The 15,568-nt window shown below is 72.0% G+C and carries 19 protein-coding genes; 4 read left to right on the forward strand and 15 right to left on the reverse strand.

Features of this window, described 5'->3' with window-relative positions:
• Positions 1–11: 11 nt before the first annotated feature.
• From pilM to IPJ95_02960, 8 genes are all read right to left on the reverse strand, one after another.
• On the reverse strand, positions 12–1,055 hold the full coding sequence (pilM, locus tag IPJ95_02925) for a type IV pilus assembly protein PilM (protein ID MBK7922568.1): 1,044 nt from the start codon (positions 1,053–1,055) through the stop codon (positions 12–14).
• A 382-nt stretch (positions 1,056–1,437) separates the two neighbouring features.
• On the reverse strand, positions 1,438–1,863 hold the full coding sequence (locus IPJ95_02930) for a prepilin-type N-terminal cleavage/methylation domain-containing protein (GenBank protein ID MBK7922569.1): 426 nt from the start codon (positions 1,861–1,863) through the stop codon (positions 1,438–1,440).
• A 226-nt stretch (positions 1,864–2,089) separates the two neighbouring features.
• A complete protein-coding gene (locus IPJ95_02935; GenBank protein ID MBK7922570.1) occupies positions 2,090–3,178 on the reverse strand; it encodes a hypothetical protein in 1,089 nt (362 codons plus the stop codon).
• Positions 3,175–3,981: a prepilin-type N-terminal cleavage/methylation domain-containing protein gene (locus tag IPJ95_02940; GenBank protein ID MBK7922571.1), complete on the reverse strand. Its 807-nt coding sequence runs from the start codon at positions 3,979–3,981 to the stop codon at positions 3,175–3,177. Before IPJ95_02940 ends, IPJ95_02935 begins: the two co-directional genes overlap by 4 nt.
• On the reverse strand, positions 3,972–4,343 hold the full coding sequence (locus tag IPJ95_02945) for a hypothetical protein (GenBank protein MBK7922572.1): 372 nt from the start codon (positions 4,341–4,343) through the stop codon (positions 3,972–3,974). Before IPJ95_02945 ends, IPJ95_02940 begins: the two co-directional genes overlap by 10 nt.
• 142 nt (positions 4,344–4,485) lie before the next feature.
• Positions 4,486–4,911, reverse strand: a complete 426-nt coding sequence (locus tag IPJ95_02950) for a prepilin-type N-terminal cleavage/methylation domain-containing protein (protein MBK7922573.1) — start codon at positions 4,909–4,911, stop codon at positions 4,486–4,488.
• Between the two features lie 188 nt (positions 4,912–5,099).
• Positions 5,100–6,479 carry a sigma-54-dependent Fis family transcriptional regulator gene (locus IPJ95_02955; protein MBK7922574.1) on the reverse strand — a complete coding sequence of 460 codons (1,380 nt, stop codon included), beginning with the start codon at positions 6,477–6,479 and terminating at the stop codon, positions 5,100–5,102.
• Positions 6,476–8,134, reverse strand: a complete 1,659-nt coding sequence (locus tag IPJ95_02960) for a PAS domain S-box protein (protein MBK7922575.1) — start codon at positions 8,132–8,134, stop codon at positions 6,476–6,478. The genes IPJ95_02955 and IPJ95_02960 overlap by 4 nt, the downstream gene beginning before the upstream one ends.
• A gap of 52 nt (positions 8,135–8,186) precedes the next feature.
• Here IPJ95_02960 and IPJ95_02965 point away from each other — a divergent pair, with 52 nt between their 5' ends.
• From IPJ95_02965 to IPJ95_02980, 4 genes are all read left to right on the forward strand, one after another.
• Positions 8,187–9,164 (forward strand): TIGR02453 family protein, encoded by a 978-nt coding sequence (locus IPJ95_02965; GenBank protein MBK7922576.1) that lies wholly within the window; start codon positions 8,187–8,189, stop codon positions 9,162–9,164.
• Positions 9,165–9,539, forward strand: a complete 375-nt coding sequence (locus IPJ95_02970) for a DUF983 domain-containing protein (protein ID MBK7922577.1) — start codon at positions 9,165–9,167, stop codon at positions 9,537–9,539. It begins immediately after the preceding gene.
• Entirely contained in the window at positions 9,536–9,937 is a 402-nt protein-coding gene (locus IPJ95_02975) for a hypothetical protein (protein MBK7922578.1), read from the forward strand. The genes IPJ95_02970 and IPJ95_02975 overlap by 4 nt, the downstream gene beginning before the upstream one ends.
• A gap of 139 nt (positions 9,938–10,076) precedes the next feature.
• Positions 10,077–10,376, forward strand: a complete 300-nt coding sequence (locus tag IPJ95_02980) for a hypothetical protein (protein MBK7922579.1) — start codon at positions 10,077–10,079, stop codon at positions 10,374–10,376.
• 16 nt (positions 10,377–10,392) lie between these two features.
• Here IPJ95_02980 and IPJ95_02985 read toward each other — a convergent pair whose 3' ends face one another.
• The 7 genes from IPJ95_02985 to IPJ95_03015 form a co-directional block, all read right to left on the reverse strand.
• Positions 10,393–10,782: a cupredoxin family copper-binding protein gene (locus tag IPJ95_02985; protein MBK7922580.1), complete on the reverse strand. Its 390-nt coding sequence runs from the start codon at positions 10,780–10,782 to the stop codon at positions 10,393–10,395.
• Between the two features lie 11 nt (positions 10,783–10,793).
• Positions 10,794–11,873 (reverse strand): cupredoxin family copper-binding protein, encoded by a 1,080-nt coding sequence (locus IPJ95_02990; GenBank protein ID MBK7922581.1) that lies wholly within the window; start codon positions 11,871–11,873, stop codon positions 10,794–10,796.
• 374 nt (positions 11,874–12,247) lie between these two features.
• Entirely contained in the window at positions 12,248–12,859 is a 612-nt protein-coding gene (locus tag IPJ95_02995) for an alpha/beta hydrolase (protein ID MBK7922582.1), read from the reverse strand.
• Entirely contained in the window at positions 12,856–13,788 is a 933-nt protein-coding gene (locus IPJ95_03000) for a VOC family protein (GenBank protein ID MBK7922583.1), read from the reverse strand. The genes IPJ95_02995 and IPJ95_03000 overlap by 4 nt, the downstream gene beginning before the upstream one ends.
• A gap of 48 nt (positions 13,789–13,836) precedes the next feature.
• Positions 13,837–14,310: a MarR family transcriptional regulator gene (locus tag IPJ95_03005; GenBank protein ID MBK7922584.1), complete on the reverse strand. Its 474-nt coding sequence runs from the start codon at positions 14,308–14,310 to the stop codon at positions 13,837–13,839.
• A 99-nt stretch (positions 14,311–14,409) separates the two neighbouring features.
• Positions 14,410–15,081, reverse strand: a complete 672-nt coding sequence (locus IPJ95_03010; GenBank protein ID MBK7922585.1) for a hypothetical protein — start codon at positions 15,079–15,081, stop codon at positions 14,410–14,412.
• Complete coding sequence (locus IPJ95_03015) at positions 15,078–15,527, reverse strand: thiol reductase thioredoxin (protein MBK7922586.1); 450 nt, start codon at positions 15,525–15,527, stop codon at positions 15,078–15,080. The genes IPJ95_03010 and IPJ95_03015 overlap by 4 nt, the downstream gene beginning before the upstream one ends.
• Positions 15,528–15,568: the final 41 nt, after the last annotated feature.

Genomic DNA, 15,568 nt, shown 5'->3' on the forward strand with positions numbered 1-15,568 from the left:
GGGCGTCGGGCTCAGGCGGCGCTGCGCAGCGCGAGGCCGATGGGGAGCATGAGCAGCGGGGAGACTTCGTCCATGTTCATCGTGGAGAAGACGCCCTCGGCGACGCTCAGGCGGGCCAGCGGGTTGGCGAGCTCCACCGGCAGCCGCAGCCGGTCGGCCAGCACCTTGTTGAGGCCCGGGATGCGCCCGCCACCGCCGGTGAGCCACAGCCGGCTGATCCCGCCCGCCGACCGGCTGGCCGACTGGAGGAACGCCGCCGCGCGCTCGATGCCGACCGCGAGCTCCTCGCCCCGGGTCTCGAGGAACGGATCCAGGATCTCGTTCCGCTCGAAGCCCTGCAGCAGCTGGTCGGCCTCCTCGGCCGACAGCCCCCGCTCCCGCTGGATATCCTCGCGGAACCGCCGGGTGCCCACCGGCAGGTCGCGGGTGAGGACGGGGATGCCGTCCTCCAGGATGTTGATGTTGGTCATCTCGTGGCCGATGTTCACCAGCCCGACGACGCCCCGCATCTCGTCCGGGTAGTTGATCTCGAAGGCGTTGTGCAGCGCGAAGGCGTCCACGTCGATGATGCTCGCCGTGAGGCCGGCCTCCGCCAGCAGCGCCACCTTGTTCTCGACCAGCTCGCGCTTGGCCGCCACCAGCAGGACCGTCATCTGGAGCCCCTCGCCCTCGGGGTCCAGGATCTGGAAGTCGAGCTCCACGTTCTCCATGTCGAAGGGCACGTGCTGCTCGGCCTCCCAGCGGATCACCTCGCGGGCGTCCGCCTCCTTCATCCGGTCCATCTGGATCTTCTTGATGATCACGTCCCGGCCGCCCACGGCGATGACCACCTGCTTGGTCTTCACCCCGGCCGACGCCAGGAGCCCCTTGATCGCGTCCGCCACGATCCCGGGGTCCATGATCTCGCCTTCCACGATCGCGTCGTCGACGACACTCGTGTAGGCCACCTTGGACAGCACCGGGTCGCCGGCGCCGTGGGTGACGGCGACCAGCTTGATGAGCCCGGACCCGATGTCCAAGGCAACAGTTGTCTTGCTACGGCTGAAGAGGCCCATGTAGACCCAACCGTGCTGGTTCTGGAACTGGGGAGTGGAAGGCTACGCTACAAGCCGTCCGGCTTTTTGTCAAGCTCCCAATCTGCTTGAGGTGCGGCTAAACAAGCCATTGGAAGATTGCGACTTATCTCACCATTCATCACAGAACGCTTGAAGTATGGCAAGCCACATCCCACGGTAAAGCACACCTTGTACCGCCCCAACCAACGAGTATCGGCCCCACCTCAGTGACGCTTGAGGCATGAGGCCATAAAGCATTGCCAATCAAAGCTTTAATTACCACGACCAGGCCGGTGAATGCCCCGCGCCAGGACGCGCCTGGCGAAAACACGACGGCGGGCGACCCGTGTGGATCGCCCGCCGTCTTGTCATCCTGCGAGGCTTACCAGCAGCCGGGCGAGCCTTCCTGGGTCACCGCGGCGTTCGGCGCATTCGCGGCCGGGCCGGTGTAGATGCCGCAGGTCGCGGGGCTGCCGGTCACGGCCGGGTTGGTCATCGTGGCCTTCCAGCCGGCGGCGTTGACGTAGGTCAGCGCCAGCACGTTACCGGTCGACGGAGTGAAGGTCACCTTGCCCGCGCCGCCGGTGCCGTTGGTCTGCGCGGCCGCGGTGGTGGCGCCGGCGTAGTCGTTGTTGTCCGAGAAGAAGGCTTCCTGCGCGGTCACCAGGTTCCGCAGGTCCGACTTCATGGAAGCGACGATCGCCTTCTGCTTGGTGTTGGCGAACTTCGGGATCGCGATCGCGGCCAGGATGCCGATGATCACCACCACGATCAGAAGCTCGATCAGGGTAAAGCCCTTGCGATTCATACTGCCTCCAGAAGAATGGTCCTGTGGGTGCCGGGGCGGCCGCGGTTCGCGCTCACGTCGGGGGGCTTCGAAGGCAACCCATATGCCACGGCCAGCCAGCAAACATCAAGTGATTCTACTGCAACAACTTACGCCGTTTTGCCGCGGTCAGGCACCGCAGGATGCCCGGCGGGCGCTGCCGGATTTTGCGGTAAACTCTTTCAGCCATCAGCACTTGAATCCGGCACTAGTGACCGAGAAACCAGCGGCCCGACCCTGCGATTGGACGCGCCGAATTCGTGCCCGACATCATCGCGGCACAAGCCGACCACATGAGCGACACACCGTCGCCAACCCGCACGCTGTCCAGCCCGATCACCTGCCCGGCCACCCGCACGCTGTCCCGCAACTCGAGCGGCCCCAGGGCGAGCACCAGGCCCACGAAGCGCAGCCCACCACCCAGGGTCAGTCGCCCCGCCCCGAGCAGGATCCCCTGGCCGACGCCACCCACCACCACCCCGCCGTCCGCAACCTCCACCACCGGGAACCACCCCCCGCATGGCCCCGCGGACGGCATGGGGTCACCCCAGTTCGTGAGCTGTGAGCGGTCGCAGCCGGCGCCGGCCGTCGCCGGCGCCGGGGAAAGCAGCCCGGCTGGCAGGCGATGGTCCGCGGACGCCCGCAGCGTGGCCACCGTGTGGGGGCCCAGCGGGTAGGTGGCCGCCGGGGCGACCGCGGAGTCCTGCAGCAGCGGCGGCGCCCCGGCGACGCATCCTCCCCCCGGGCAGTCGGCGGTGGCCAGGCGGCTCCGGACCCCGGGCTGGGGCGGAGCCGGCGGCGGACAGGCCGGGGCCCACGACGTCGCCGGCAGGGAGTCAATGCCCGACACCCGGACCGAATCGAGCAGCGTCACCGGCCCGAACGCCACCAGCGCCGCGGTGTCCGGGCTGGCCGCCCCCGCCAGGCGCACCAGCTGGCCGGCACTGCTCCGGGCCAGGATGCCGCCGTCGGCGGCGCGGCGTTCCGCGGTAGCGGCCAGCAGGAACCCCGCCTGGCCGGTGCGGGTGAGGGTGTCGGCGAGCGGTACCCCCGCCCACGCCGGGGGCGCGAGGGGTGCCGTGGCCCCGACCGCGAGCGTATCGGGGTGCACCTGAGCCCACTGGAACAGGTGCCATTCGATCGCGCCCCGCGCGGCCGCCTCGAGCCGGGCATGGTCCAGCGCGCGCGCGCCGGCGAGCACCCGCACCCGGCTGGCCACGAGCACCAGCCCTGCCAGCGCACCGAGCAGGGCCAGCAGGAGGAGCGCCACCGGAAGGGCGGCACCGCGGCGCCTCATGGCAGGTTGGCCAGCGCAATCCGCACGGCGGTGCTCTCGGCCACGGGCGCCGCGCTCGCCGGCCACTGGCCCCGCGCACCGGCGAGGATGGCGCCAAGCGAGCGGACGAGGGGCGCGGCAAGCGTCGGGGCGCCGCTCGAGTCCCAGCCCGCGAATCGCGATGCCGGCAGGGTGAACGGGCCGGCGAGCGGCTGGACCACCTCCCCGGCGCTGACCGACCGCGCGCCAAGCCAGCCGCTGCCCAGTGAGGCGTAGAGTCGGGCCTGCATCACCTCGAAGAGGCGCAGTCCGATCCCGGGGGGCAGGGCATGCAGCGGGTGGGCCAGCGTATCGATGACCGTGCCCAGGGCCAGGGCCGCGGCTCCGCCGCAGGTGCTGTTCGTGACCGACGTGATGGGCAGGACCAGGGCGGCCGTGTCGGCCGCCCGCGGGTCGTCCGGGGCGAGGGGCAGCCAGACGCTGTCGCGGCCGGGCTGGGGCATCCGGTCGGCCCGCAGGCTCGCGCGCAGCAGGCGTACCTCGTCCGCTCGCACCTGGCAGGCCGCGGCGAGGCCACGGGTGGCGCGGTAGCGGAGCGACTCGGGCGCCGCCTGCAGCAGGTCCCCCGGGCCGAGATCCGCGAGTTCGGCGTGCAGGAACCCGGCGGCGGCGTCGAAGCCAGCATGGAGCCGTGCGCGTTCCTCGTGGCTCCGTGCCACCCGTTCCGCCGCGAGCCCGGTCCGGGCCAGCAGCGCGCCCACGAGCCCGAACAACACGAGCGCCACGAGCAGCTCGGCCAGGGTGACGCCGCGCCTCACCGGCACCGGAGGAAACTCCGGAGGGTGTCGGTGCGCGGGCCAGCCGGGCCCCGGTAGCTGAGCAGCAGCTGCACGGTCACCCCGCCGCCCCCACCCACCGGCGCCAGGAGAATGGTGGCCTGCTCCCCGCCGGGACCGGCCCGGCTGGGGGTCGGGAGCGCGGCACACGGGGTCATGCCCTGCCGCGCCGCCACCACGAGCTCCGCGAGGGCGGAGGCGGCCGTCCGGGCCGCCTCCGCCTGGTGGCCGCCCATGGCGGTGGCGCGCAGCCCGCTGGCCAGCCCGCCCGCCGCGCCCAGGGCGCCGATGGCAAAGAGCACCAGGGCGAGCAGCACTTCGATGGTGGTCAGACCTGTGGGGGTGCCCATGCGCGGCCGCCGGGAAGAGGACGGGCCATCATAGGGTCACAGGCGCAGTGGTGTGGTGCCTTCCTGACGCGATACGGCACAAAAAGATCGCGCGGGGCGGCCCCTGAGGACCGCCCCGCGCGAGGTTACGACGGGTCGCCGCTTACCAGCAGGCGGGCGAGCCTTCCTGGGTCACCGCGGCGTTCGGCGCATTCGCGGCCGGGCCGGTGAAGATGCCGCAGGTCGCGGGGCTGCCGGTCACGGCCGGGTTGGTCATCGTGGCCTTCCAGCCGGCGGCGTCGACGTACGTCAGGGCCAGCACGTTGCCGGTCGACGGGGTGAAGGTCACCTTGCCCGCGCCGCCGGTGCCGTTGGTCTGCGCGGCCGCGGTGGTGGCGCCGGCGTAGTCGTTGTTGTCCGAGAAGAAGGCTTCCTGCGCGGTGACCAGATTGCGCAGGTCCGACTTCATGGAGGCGACGATCGCCTTCTGCTTGGTGTTGGCGAACTTCGGGATCGCGATGGCGGCCAGGATGCCGATGATCACCACCACGATGAGAAGTTCGATCAGGGTGAAGCCCTTGCGATTCATGGTATCTCCCACGGGTGCGGCGGCCCTGGTGGGCTCGCTGGTGAATAAGGTCGACTCAGGGGAGAGCAACCCACATACCACGCCGTTCATTTTATCCATCTCGTTTTGTGGCAACGACTTCCGCGCAGCGTCCAAGTGAAACACCCCCCGGGCAGGGCCGCAATCTGCCAGACTTTGCCGGGCCCGCTTCAGACCGGGGGGGCCTGTTGTTCCTCATATCGCGACAGTTTGCGGTACAGGGTGGAGGGGTCGATGCCCAGCACCTCGGCCGCCCGGGTCTTGTTCCCCCCCTCCGCCTGGAGCACGTACATGATGTACGCCCGCTCGATCACCTCGAGGGTCGGGTTGGGGTAGGAGCGCTCCGCCACCAGCGGCTCCTTCTTGCGCCGGGTGATCCGTTCCGGCAGGGCGGCGTTGTCGATGGTGTCGCCCCGGGTGAGCACCCAGGCGTGTTCCAGCGCGTTCTCCAGCTCCCGGACGTTGCCCGGCCAGTCATACACCATCACCGCGTCGAGCGCCTCGGCGGCGAGCGCCTTGGGCTCGGCGTTGTTGTCGCTGGACAGCCGCTGCAGGAACGACTCGACCAGGAGCAGGATGTCCTCGCGCCGGTCGCGCAGGGGCGGGAGGTGGATGGTGATCACGTTGAGGCGGTAGAACAGGTCGGAGCGGAAGCGGCCGCGGCGGGCCTCCTCCTCGAGGTCGCGGTTGGTGGCCGCGATGATGCGCACATCCACCGGGATGGCCTCGGTGGCGCCGACGGGGATCGCCTCCCGCTCCTGCAGCACCCGGAGCAGCTTCACCTGGAGCGCGGGGGGCATCTCGCCCACCTCGTCGAGGAAGAAGCTCCCGCCCCGGGCGGCGGCGAAGAGGCCCTGCTTGTCGCGCACCGCGCCGGTGAACGACCCCTTCACGTGCCCGAACAGCTCGCTCTCCAGCAGGTTCTCCGGCAGCGCGCCGCAGTTGATGCTGAGGAAGGGGCCCTCGGTGCGGTTGGACATGTTGTGGATGAACTTGGCGATGACTTCCTTGCCGGTGCCGCTCTCGCCCTGGATGAGCACGGTCGAGTCGGTGGGCGAGACCTGCTCGGCCAGCTTGAGCACGTCGAGGAAGCGGCGCGACTTGCCGATGGGGCGCCCCACGCCGGCCTTGTCGCGGCGCTTGATCTCCTGCTTGAGGTGCTTGTTCTCCACCCGCACCGCGCGGTACTCGCAGGCGCGGCGCAGGATGGCCACCAGCTCGTCGTTGGCGAACGGCTTCTGGATGTAGTAGTAGGCGCCGGCGTTCACGGCGGCGATGGCGGTCTGCAGCGAGGCCTGCGCGGTCATGAGGATGACCGGCGTCATGGCGTCCTGCTCCCGGGCGGCGGCCAGGATGTCGAGCCCGGTGACCTGGGGCATCCGCACGTCGGTGAGGACGATGTCGTGGGTCCCGGCCTTGATCGCCTCCAGGCCCGCCTTCCCCCCCTGGGCCGTGGTGACCTCGAAGCCTTCCTTCTTGAGCAGGATCCGCAGGGTGTCCAGGATGCCGGACTCGTCGTCGATGACCAGCACCGAGGGCTTCTGACTCATGCCGCTTCCTCCGTGGAGCGTCGGGCGGGAAAGAAGATGGTAAAGGTAGTGCCCTGCCCCGGGGCCGTGTCCACCAGCACCATGCCGCGGTGGGCCTCGACGGCCCGCTGCACGATCGCCAGGCCCAGCCCGGTGCCGCCCACCCGCCCGGTGACGAAGGGCTCGAACAGCCGGTCGCGGAGTTCCTCCGGGATCCCGGGGCCGTCGTCGCGGACCTCGAGGCAGACCGGCTGCTCGATGCTGCAGCCGCCGGGCAGCTCCGCCAGCTTGGCGGGGCGGGTGGTGACGTGGATGACGGTGGGACCGCGGGCCGCCTGGACGGCGTTGAGGACCAGGTTGGCCACCACCCGGTGCAGCAGGTCCTCGTCACCGTCGAGCACGGTGCGGGCGCCCTGCACCCGGATCTCGACGTCGGGGCGGCAGTCGGGGTGCTCACGCACCAGCCGGGCGGCGGCGGTGACCACCGCCTGCAGGTCCACCGGCACGAACTCGGTGGCGCGCACCCGGGCAAAGTCCAGGAACTCCGAGAGCAGACGGGAGAGCCGGTCGCTTTCCCGCACGATCAGCTGGGCCAGGTAGCGGTCATCCTCGTCGCCGTGGGCGGACCGGGCCAGCTGCTCCACGCTGGAGCGGATCGAGGCGAGCGGGTTGCGGATCTCGTGCGCCAGCGAGGCGGAGAGTGCCGCGACCGCCTCCAGCCGCTCGGCGCGGAGGTTGAGCTCGTTGAGCTTCTTGAGGTCGGAGATGTCGGTGAAGATGGCGGTGACGGAGGGGCGGCCGTCGCTGTCGCGCTCGAAGGTGGTGGTGGAGAGGCCGATCGGGAAGATCCGGCCGTCCTCGTGCAGCACCGTGCCCTCGCCCCGGCTCACCTTGCGCCCGTGCCGGATGGCGGCGACGATCGCGGCCCAGAGCTCGGGGGAGCGGAGCTTGAGCTTGTCGAGCACCGGCAGGCCGATCACGCTCTCGCCGTCGATCTGCAGCAGCCGCTCGGCCATCGGGTTGATGAACGCGAGGCGGCCGGCGTCGTCGACGGTCATGACACCGGAGCGGATGTTGCGCAGGATGTCGTCGGCCTCGAGCCGCACCCGGCGGAGCTCGCTCGCCAGCGACTCCCGCTCCTCCCCGGCGGCGCGCAGCCGGCCGGCGAGGGCGCCCACCAGCACGTAGGCGGTGACGAAGACGCCCACCTGGGCCCAGAACGCGAACCCGGGGCGGCCCGGCTCGGGGAGCATGCTGGCCACGAAGTAGCCCAGGACGATTGCGAAGGCCACCACCAGCCCGCCGCTGAACGACATGAGCAGCGCGTAGACCGCGAGCACCAGGATATAGAGCGAGGGGACGCCGCTCGCGGGCCCGGCGCCGTGCACCAGCGCGGTGATGACCACGACGTCGGCGGAGGCCTGCAGGCCATGGAAGACGTCGCCCGCGGCGGCGGCGGGACGCCGCAGCACCCAGGTGGCGTAGAGGGCGAGCACCACGGCGTAGGCGGCGGTGCCGGCGGCGAGCCCGGTCATGCCGGGCTGCTCTGCCCAGCTGCCCAGCGCCAGGACCAGCAGGACGCTGACGGCCACCAGCCGCCCGCCCAGCACCCACCAGAGGAGGGTGCGCGGGTTGGGCAGGGCGCGCTGCGCGGTGAGGAGCGAGGGTGGGGTCATGGGGTAGCGGGGAAAGGTAGCAGCAGCCCCGCGGCACCTGCTACCTTGCCGCATGACGTGGACCGTCTACCTGGTGCGCTGCGCGGACCGCTCGCTCTACACCGGGATCGCCCGCGACCCCGCGCGGCGGCTCGCGGCGCACAACGCCGGGCGGGGCGCGGCCTACACCCGCGCGCGGCGCCCGGTGCGCCTGGTGTACCAGGAGGCGGCCCGCGACCGCCCCGCGGCGCTCCGCCGCGAGTGGGCGCTCAAGCAACTCTCCCGCCCGGAGAAGGAAGCGCTGCTCATGCGACCCGCCCCCGCCCTCACCGCCCGGTTCACCGGCTTCCGGCCCGCCGCCCTCACCTTTCTGCGGCAGCTCGCGCGGCACAACACGCGGCCCTGGTTCGAGGCGCATCGCGCCGTCTACGAGACCGAGGTCCGCGACCCGATGCGGGCCCTGGTCGAGGAGGTGGACGTGCACCTGGCGCAGGTGGCCCCCGAGATCACCGGCGACCCGAAGCGGTCGGTGTTCCGGATCCACCGCGACGTCCGGTTTTCCCGGGACAAGTCGCCGTACAAGACCCACGCCGCCTGCTGGTTCTACCACGCCGATGCCGGCAAGGGCGTGGGCAGCGAAGCGCAGGGGGGCGGGGCGGGCTTCTACTTTCACTTTGCCCCGGGGGAGTTCTTCCTGGGGGCCGGCATCTGGATGCCGCCCCGCCCCGCGCTCGCGCGGCTGCGCGAGGCGCTCAGCGATGACCAGGAGGGCTTCGAGGCAATCGTCCTCGCGCCCGCCTTCCGCCGCCGGTTCGGCGTGCTCGACACCGAGGCGATGCTCACCCGCCTGCCACGCGGCGTGAAGCCCGACCATCCGGCGGCGCGCTGGCTGCGGCACCAGTCGTTCACGGTGGGACGGGCGCTCACCGAGTCGACGGCCCGCTCCCCCCGCCTGCCCGGCACGCTGGCCCGTGACTTCGCCGCCCTGACGCCCTTCATCCGCTGGCTCAACGGGGCACTGGGCTACGCCTCCCGCACCCGGCGGTACTGAGTGACGCTGCTGGCCGGGTTCGGGCGGGCGCTCCGGCTCCGCTGCCCCGCGTGCGGCGGGCATCCGCTGTTCCGCGGCTGGCTCCGCATGGTGGAGCGCTGCCCCCGCTGCGGGCTGCGCACCGAGCGGGGGGAGCAGGGCTACGTGGTGGGGGCCTACATGTTCAACATCATGGCCGCCGAGCTCATCTGGGCGGCGCTGTTCCTGGCCGCCGTGTGGGCCACCTGGCCCGCGCCCCCCTGGGACGCGCTCACCTGGGGCGGCGGGGCGCTCATGCTCGCCATGCCCTTCCTCTGTTATCCGTTCAGCAAGACGGTCTTCCTGGCCTTTGACCTTGCCTTCCGGCCGCCGACCGACACCGGAGACGCGCCATGACCGACCCGCGGGTGCGGCTGGACAAGTGGCTGTGGGCGGCGCGGTTCTACAAGACCCGCGCGCTCGCCGCCGAAGCCATCGATGGCGGCAAGGTGCACGTCAATGGCGAGCGGGTGAAGCGCGCCAAGCTGGTGCAGCCGGGGGACCGCGTCGAGCTCCGGCTGGCGCCGTACGAGCATGTGCTGGTGGTGAAGGGGGTGTCGGAGCGGCGGGGCCCCGCCAAGGAGGCGGTGCTGCTGTACGAGGAGACCCCGGAGAGCATCGCGGCCCGGGAGCGGGTGGCCTTCCAGCTCAAGGCGGCCCACGTGCTGTTCGTGCCGGAAACGAACGAGCGCCCCACCAAGCGCGACCGGCGGCGCCTGGAGCAGTTCAAGAAGGACACCGGGTGGGAGGGGTAGCGGTAGCGGTAAGGCGGTAAGGCGGTAGGGTAATGGTGGCTCAAGTTCTGGAGGGGCTCAACCGATACCCTGTACTAGCGGCCCCGGGCCCACGGATGGCCCCCAGACCCGCCGCCCGCCAGCAGCACGGAGATCCCCCATGTCCGTCTCTGGTACCGCCATCTCGTCGGCGCTCAACGCGCTGAAGATGTACAGCCGCCAGGTGGACCGCGCGGCGCAGACCATCGCCACCGCCGGCCTGGGCGAGCTGACCCCCGAAGGGGAGCCGGCTCCCGACGCGCCGGTGCCCGCGGCCACCTCCGGTGCCGCCCTGGACCTCAGCGCCGCCATGACCAGCATGATGATCGCCCAGCGGGCGTTCTCGGCCCAGCTCCGGGTGCTCAAGACCGCCGACCAGATGCTGCAGGACACGGTCGAGACGCTGGGCCCGCGGCGCTAGGCGCCCGCGCCCCCGCCTAGGGGTCGACGATCACCTGGGCGGTCATGCCGGGATGCAGGTCGCAGTGGTAGTCATAGGTCCCCGCGGCCGCGAAGGTCGCGGTATAGGTGCCTTCCGGGTCGAGCTGGCCCGAGTCCCAGGCGCCGCCGTCCGCGGTGGCGGTGTGGGGCGTGCCGTCCGTTTCGCAATTGACCCAGGTGATCTTCCCGCCGGCGCCCACGTGCACCGGCGTCTGCCGGAAGGCGAATCCCTCGATGGCCACGAGCACCGAGCCGAACTGGCCGGGGTCGAGCGCCACCCGGCAGGCGCCGCCGGAGGGGCCCGTGGCCCCGCGTTCGCTGTAGCAGGCCAGCGAGAGCGCCACCGCGCCCAGCCCGACCAGCCCGCCGCCGAGTCTCCAGAGCATCGCGTGTCTCCTCACTTCACCACGACCTTCCCCTGCATGAAGGGATGGGTCGTGCAGTGGTAGGCGTAGGTGCCGGGACGGGTGAACGTGAAGCGCCAGGCCTGGCCGCTCGCGAGGGATGCCGAGTCGAAGCCGCCAGCGTCGGCGGTGACGGTGTGGATCACCGCATCGTCGTTCCGCCACTCCACCGTGGTGCCGCGGGCAATCTCGAGCAGGCCCTCGGCAAAGCGGAGCCCGGTCATGGTGGTCCGGAGGAGGGCGCCGGTCACGGGCCCCGAAGGCACCTCGCCCGCGGGCTCTGCCCCCGCCGCCACCGGCGCGGGGGCCGGCGGGACCGGCGCGCGCCGGAAGTAGCGCGCCAGGGTGATGGGAATGGTGAACTCGAAGCCGTAGCGCACCCGTGCGGCGCCGCGGGAGGCTCCCTGCAGGGTGCCGGTGCTGGTGTTGGTGGCGTGGAGCGAGAGGGTGTGCGGCGTGTTCGGGATGGCCACGGTGAAGCCCGCGCTCCACGCCGCCTTCTCGCCCCGGGCCGCGTCCCGGTCGGCGAGCGTGGCGAGGTCCCCCACCAGCGCCAGGTGCCTCGTCAGGCGCAGCGCGGCCCCGCCCCCGTAGGCGAACTGCGCGCCGCTCGCGTCCGGATCGGCGAGCACCCGCCCCACCGCGAGCAGCCGGAACGGACCGGCCCGCCGGGCCAGGCTGAGCTCGCCGTCCGCGCCATCGGCGGCAACGTTCCAGCCCACCTGGGCGCCCACGTCCACCGGGAACCCGCGCGCCTGGGTGAGCGGCTGGGCCCGCAGGAAGAACTCCCACTCATTCGGGTACGACGCTGCGAGGGCGCTGTTGGTGGAGTAGCTGACGCCCACCAGCGTCCCGCGCGCCACCGAGGTGGCCAGCAGGAAGGTCGGGACGTTGCTGACCTTCCGCACCGGCCCCGGACCGCGGACAAAGCGGTGCAGGAAGTTGAACTGCACCGTGCCCGGGGGCACCACCCAGTCGCCCGAGAGGTTGGGCGTGCGATCGAGCCCACCCTGCCCCGCGAGCGGGCCGGCCAGGCCGAGCGCCAGCAGGCAGCCGAACACGCGCCATCGCATGGATGCTCCTTGGGTAGTCAGAACGTTGGCTCCCGCGGACGGCGGGTGGGATAGTCAGGGAGGGAAGCGCGTGGTGCCTCCCCACGGGTGGCCTGGACCGCGACCGGCGGTCAACATACGGGCAAATGGGAATCGCACCACCCCCAATGCGCTTGGAGAAGCCGGGGGCACGCTCGCAGACACATGGCGGGCAACGACCGTTCCAGTGACATCCGGCGCGACATGCCCCGATCCCCACCCCTGTCGGTCTCCACAACTCCTTGGCTTACCGTGTGTTGAGGGCGCGGAACGAGGCCGCCCGCCCAGACCGATGCTACCAGGTCCGGGCGGGCGGGTCTGCAGCGGGTCGCGCGGGCCGCAGCGTTTCGGTACGGCTAGGCCGGCCCCAACCACTGCGCCGCCGCGGCAATTTCCTCCGGCACCAGGTTGTGGCCCGCGTCCCGCCAGTCGAGCGTGACGTCCGCCCCACCCCGGCGAAACAGCGCGGCGAGCCGTTCGCCGTGCTCCGGTGGCACGATCGGGTCGGCGCGGCCGGCACCGATCCAGATCCGGTGCCCCTCGAGTTGCGGCACCGCCGCGGGTTCGAAGGGCACCATCGCCCGGAGCAGCACGGCGGCGGGGAGCACCGCCGGGTCCGCCAGCAGCAGACTCGCGGCGATGTTCGCGCCGTTGGAGAAGCCCACGGCCGTCAGGCGCTCCGGCGCGAAGCCGTACTCCCGCGCCGCCGCGCGGATGAACCCGGCGAGCTCGGTGGTGCGCCGGTGCAGGTCCTCGAGGTCGAAGACCCCCTCGGCCAGCCGCCGGAAGAAGCGCGGCATCCGCCCCTCGAGCACCCGGCCCCGCGGCGCGAGCAGCCCCGCCTCGGGGTCGAGGGCACGCCCCAGCGGGAGCAGGCTGTCCTCGTCGCCGCCGGTGCCATGCAGCAGGAGCAACGTGCGGCCGCTGCGGCCCGGCAGGTAGCGGTGCTGGAAGTCGTGGGTGGTCACGCCGGCACCTCCAGCGCGGGGAGGGCCGCGGCGATCGCCTCGCGCTGCGACTCGTACTCCGGCGGGAGCCGCAGGGTGGCGCCGAGGGTGGCCTCCGCCTCGTCCACCAGGAACCCGGGGCCGTCGGTGGCCACCTCGAAGAGCACGCCGCCGGGCTCGCGGAAGTAGATCGAGCGGAAGTACTGCCGGTCGACGACCGGGGTGACCCCCAGGGCGCGGCCCAGGATCTCGGCGCGCAGGCGCGCCTGGTCGGCCTCGTCGGCGGCACGCCAGGCCACATGGTGGATGGTCCCGGCGCCCATGGTGCCGCCACCGGCATCGGGATCGCGCAGCAGGTCAGCGGTGGAGCCATCGGGGCTCTCCAGACGGAGCACCCCTGCGTCCTCCCCCAGCGCACGGAACCCGAGGAGCTCGGTCAGCAGCAGGGCCGTCGCGTCAGCCCCCCGGAGCCGGAGGGTGGTCCCCGCCAGCCCGGTGATCTGCGTGGCCCCGGGGACGGGGCTCCCCGGCCAGGGCTCGCCGCGCGGCGCGTCCCGCTCGACGAGGGCCAGGCCCATGCCATCCGGGTCGGTGAACCGCAGCTCCGGTGCACCGAAGCGCTCGCGCCGGTGCAGCCCGGCGACGCCCAGGGCGGCCAGCCGCTCCGCCCAGTAGTCCGTCGCGCCATGGGGAATCGCGTAGCTCGCCATCACGGCCTGCCCGGCGCCGGGGCGGCCGGGGCGCGCCCCGGCCCAGGGGAAGAACGTGAGCAGGGTGCCGGGATGTCCCAGGCGGTCCCCGAAGTAGAAGTGATAGGTGCCGGGATCATCGAAGTTCACGGTCCGCTTGACGAACCGGAGCCCGAGGGTGCCGGCGTAGAACGCGAGGTTGCGCCGTGGATCGCCCGCGATGGCGGTGATGTGGTGCAACCCCTGACTGCCCTTCTTCATACCTGCCTCCAGTACTGCGACATCCAACGACCTGACCACGTGACGGCCCTACTCCTTGTGGGAGAGGCCCAGCTTCCGGCAGAGCGTGCCGAGCTGCCGCTGCTCGGACTGGGTGAGCACGCCGAGCAGCCGGGTGACGCGGGCGGCGTGCGGGGGGAAGGCCTTGGCGATGAGCGCCTCGCCCTTCGGGGCGAGCCGGACCAGGTAGGCCCGGCGGTCATCGGGATTGGGGCCGCGCACCACCAGCCCGCGCTTCTCGAGGTTGTCGATCACGGTGGTAAGGTTGCTGCCGCTCACCAGCAGCTTCTCGCACAAGCGGGCCTGGGCCATGGGGCCCACGTGCCACAGCGCCTCGAGCACCCCGAACTGCGACTCGGTGAGGTTGTGCTCCTTGACCAGCGGCGCCGCGAGGATGGCGTTGATGGTGTTCCCCGCGCGCCGCAGCTTGATGAACGTGAGCAGCGCCAGCATGGTGGCGGGGTCGCGGGCATGGAGGCGCTGCAGGGTGACGCGCGGCGGCATGGGAAGACTCCAGGGGGTGGACCAGCAGACGTTCGCGAATGATCATATAATACGATGTCGAATATAATGCCGATCTGAATGGCGTCAACTCCCCCGGGGCTATGGGGCGGGCGCCCGTCCCATGGCGGCCAGCAGTTCCGCCGCGGGGAGCACGTGCCCGCCGGCGAAGCGCCGGGCGGTGACCGAGGCCCCGGCCGCGGCCAGCCGGGCGGCATCCTCCTCGAGGGTCCCTTCGGGCGCGTAGTGGTCCGCGTCCCCGGCGATGAGCTGCACCGGGGCACCGCCGAGCCCCGCGGTGAACGCGTCGAGGGGGAGGTCGTGCGCCAGGGGGACCCCCCAGAGGATCACCCGGTCCACCCGGCGCCCTCCGGCGGCGATCCAGCGGCTGGCAAGCACGGCGCCCTGGCTGAAGCCGAGCAGCGTGAGGCGCGGCCGGACCGGTTGCCCTTCGAGCAGGCGCCGCAACAGGCCATCGAGGTAGGCGAAGTGATCCTGGAGGTCGGCCTCGCGGTGCTCCCGGGTGAGCCAGGTGGCGCCGATCGCGGGGCCGTGCTGGCCATTGAGCCGGGTCTCCAGATAGAACCGGGACAGCGCCTCGGGCGCCGCGATGAGCGTGTGGCCATCCTCGAGCGGCGCGAGCAGGCGGAGGAACCGCGCCGCGAGCTGGGCGTGGCCATGGAGGCCGAGGACCAGCTCCCCGGCGGGCCGCTGGGCGTCACCGAGCAGGAAGTACCGCGCCGTCCGGCCGACGGTCAGGTGGTGCGGCTTCATCCCGCGCCGAGGAGCCGCCCCAGCTCCGTCACGCCGGCCTGGCCCACGTGGCGCCGCACCTCGCTCCATCCCGGAAGGCGATGAACGTCGGGATGCCGCGGACCCCGTATCGGGTGGCGGCCCCGGGGATTCCGGTCGGTGTCCACCTTCACGACCAGCGTGCGGCCCGCCTGCGCCGCCGCGAGGGCCTCGACGGCCGGTGCGCTGGCCCGGCAGGGGCCGCACCAGTCGGCGTAGAAGTCGACGAGAACCGGGACGGTGGCGCTCGCGAGGGTGTCTTCGAGGTCATCCTCGGTGGCGCGCACGGGGCGGTCGAGCTGCAGGGGACTGCGGCACACGCCACACTGCGGCGCCATGGCCACGCGGGCGAGATCCACCCGGTTGCGGCGGTGGCAGGCGGGGCAGGTGATCGTGGCTGCCTGGGCCGGGGTGAGGGTGCTGTCCATGGAAGGGCTCCTTGGGTGTCCCGCGGTGCGGCGGGAATATG

The organism is Gemmatimonadota bacterium (genome assembly GCA_016713785.1).
In the GTDB taxonomy this organism is placed as follows: Bacteria; Gemmatimonadota; Gemmatimonadetes; order Gemmatimonadales; family GWC2-71-9; genus JADJOM01.

What these genes read in the sequence shown, in the direction of transcription:
- pilM (MBK7922568.1), bottom strand. Translation starts at nt 1,055, where the DNA reads ATGGGCCTCTTCAGCCGTAGCAAGACAACTGTTGCCTTGGACATCGGG.
- IPJ95_02930 (MBK7922569.1), bottom strand. Translation starts at nt 1,863, where the DNA reads ATGAATCGCAAGGGCTTTACCCTGATCGAGCTTCTGATCGTGGTGGTG.
- IPJ95_02935 (MBK7922570.1), bottom strand. Translation starts at nt 3,178, where the DNA reads ATGAGGCGCCGCGGTGCCGCCCTTCCGGTGGCGCTCCTCCTGCTGGCC.
- IPJ95_02945 (MBK7922572.1), bottom strand. Translation starts at nt 4,343, where the DNA reads ATGGGCACCCCCACAGGTCTGACCACCATCGAAGTGCTGCTCGCCCTG.
- IPJ95_02950 (MBK7922573.1), bottom strand. Translation starts at nt 4,911, where the DNA reads ATGAATCGCAAGGGCTTCACCCTGATCGAACTTCTCATCGTGGTGGTG.
- IPJ95_02955 (MBK7922574.1), bottom strand. Translation starts at nt 6,479, where the DNA reads ATGAGTCAGAAGCCCTCGGTGCTGGTCATCGACGACGAGTCCGGCATC.
- IPJ95_02960 (MBK7922575.1), bottom strand. Translation starts at nt 8,134, where the DNA reads ATGACCCCACCCTCGCTCCTCACCGCGCAGCGCGCCCTGCCCAACCCG.
- IPJ95_02965 (MBK7922576.1), top strand. Translation starts at nt 8,187, where the DNA reads ATGACGTGGACCGTCTACCTGGTGCGCTGCGCGGACCGCTCGCTCTAC.
- IPJ95_02975 (MBK7922578.1), top strand. Translation starts at nt 9,536, where the DNA reads ATGACCGACCCGCGGGTGCGGCTGGACAAGTGGCTGTGGGCGGCGCGG.
- IPJ95_02980 (MBK7922579.1), top strand. Translation starts at nt 10,077, where the DNA reads ATGTCCGTCTCTGGTACCGCCATCTCGTCGGCGCTCAACGCGCTGAAG.
- IPJ95_02985 (MBK7922580.1), bottom strand. Translation starts at nt 10,782, where the DNA reads ATGCTCTGGAGACTCGGCGGCGGGCTGGTCGGGCTGGGCGCGGTGGCG.
- IPJ95_02990 (MBK7922581.1), bottom strand. Translation starts at nt 11,873, where the DNA reads ATGCGATGGCGCGTGTTCGGCTGCCTGCTGGCGCTCGGCCTGGCCGGC.
- IPJ95_03000 (MBK7922583.1), bottom strand. Translation starts at nt 13,788, where the DNA reads ATGAAGAAGGGCAGTCAGGGGTTGCACCACATCACCGCCATCGCGGGC.
- IPJ95_03005 (MBK7922584.1), bottom strand. Translation starts at nt 14,310, where the DNA reads ATGCCGCCGCGCGTCACCCTGCAGCGCCTCCATGCCCGCGACCCCGCC.
- IPJ95_03010 (MBK7922585.1), bottom strand. Translation starts at nt 15,081, where the DNA reads ATGAAGCCGCACCACCTGACCGTCGGCCGGACGGCGCGGTACTTCCTG.
- IPJ95_03015 (MBK7922586.1), bottom strand. Translation starts at nt 15,527, where the DNA reads ATGGACAGCACCCTCACCCCGGCCCAGGCAGCCACGATCACCTGCCCC.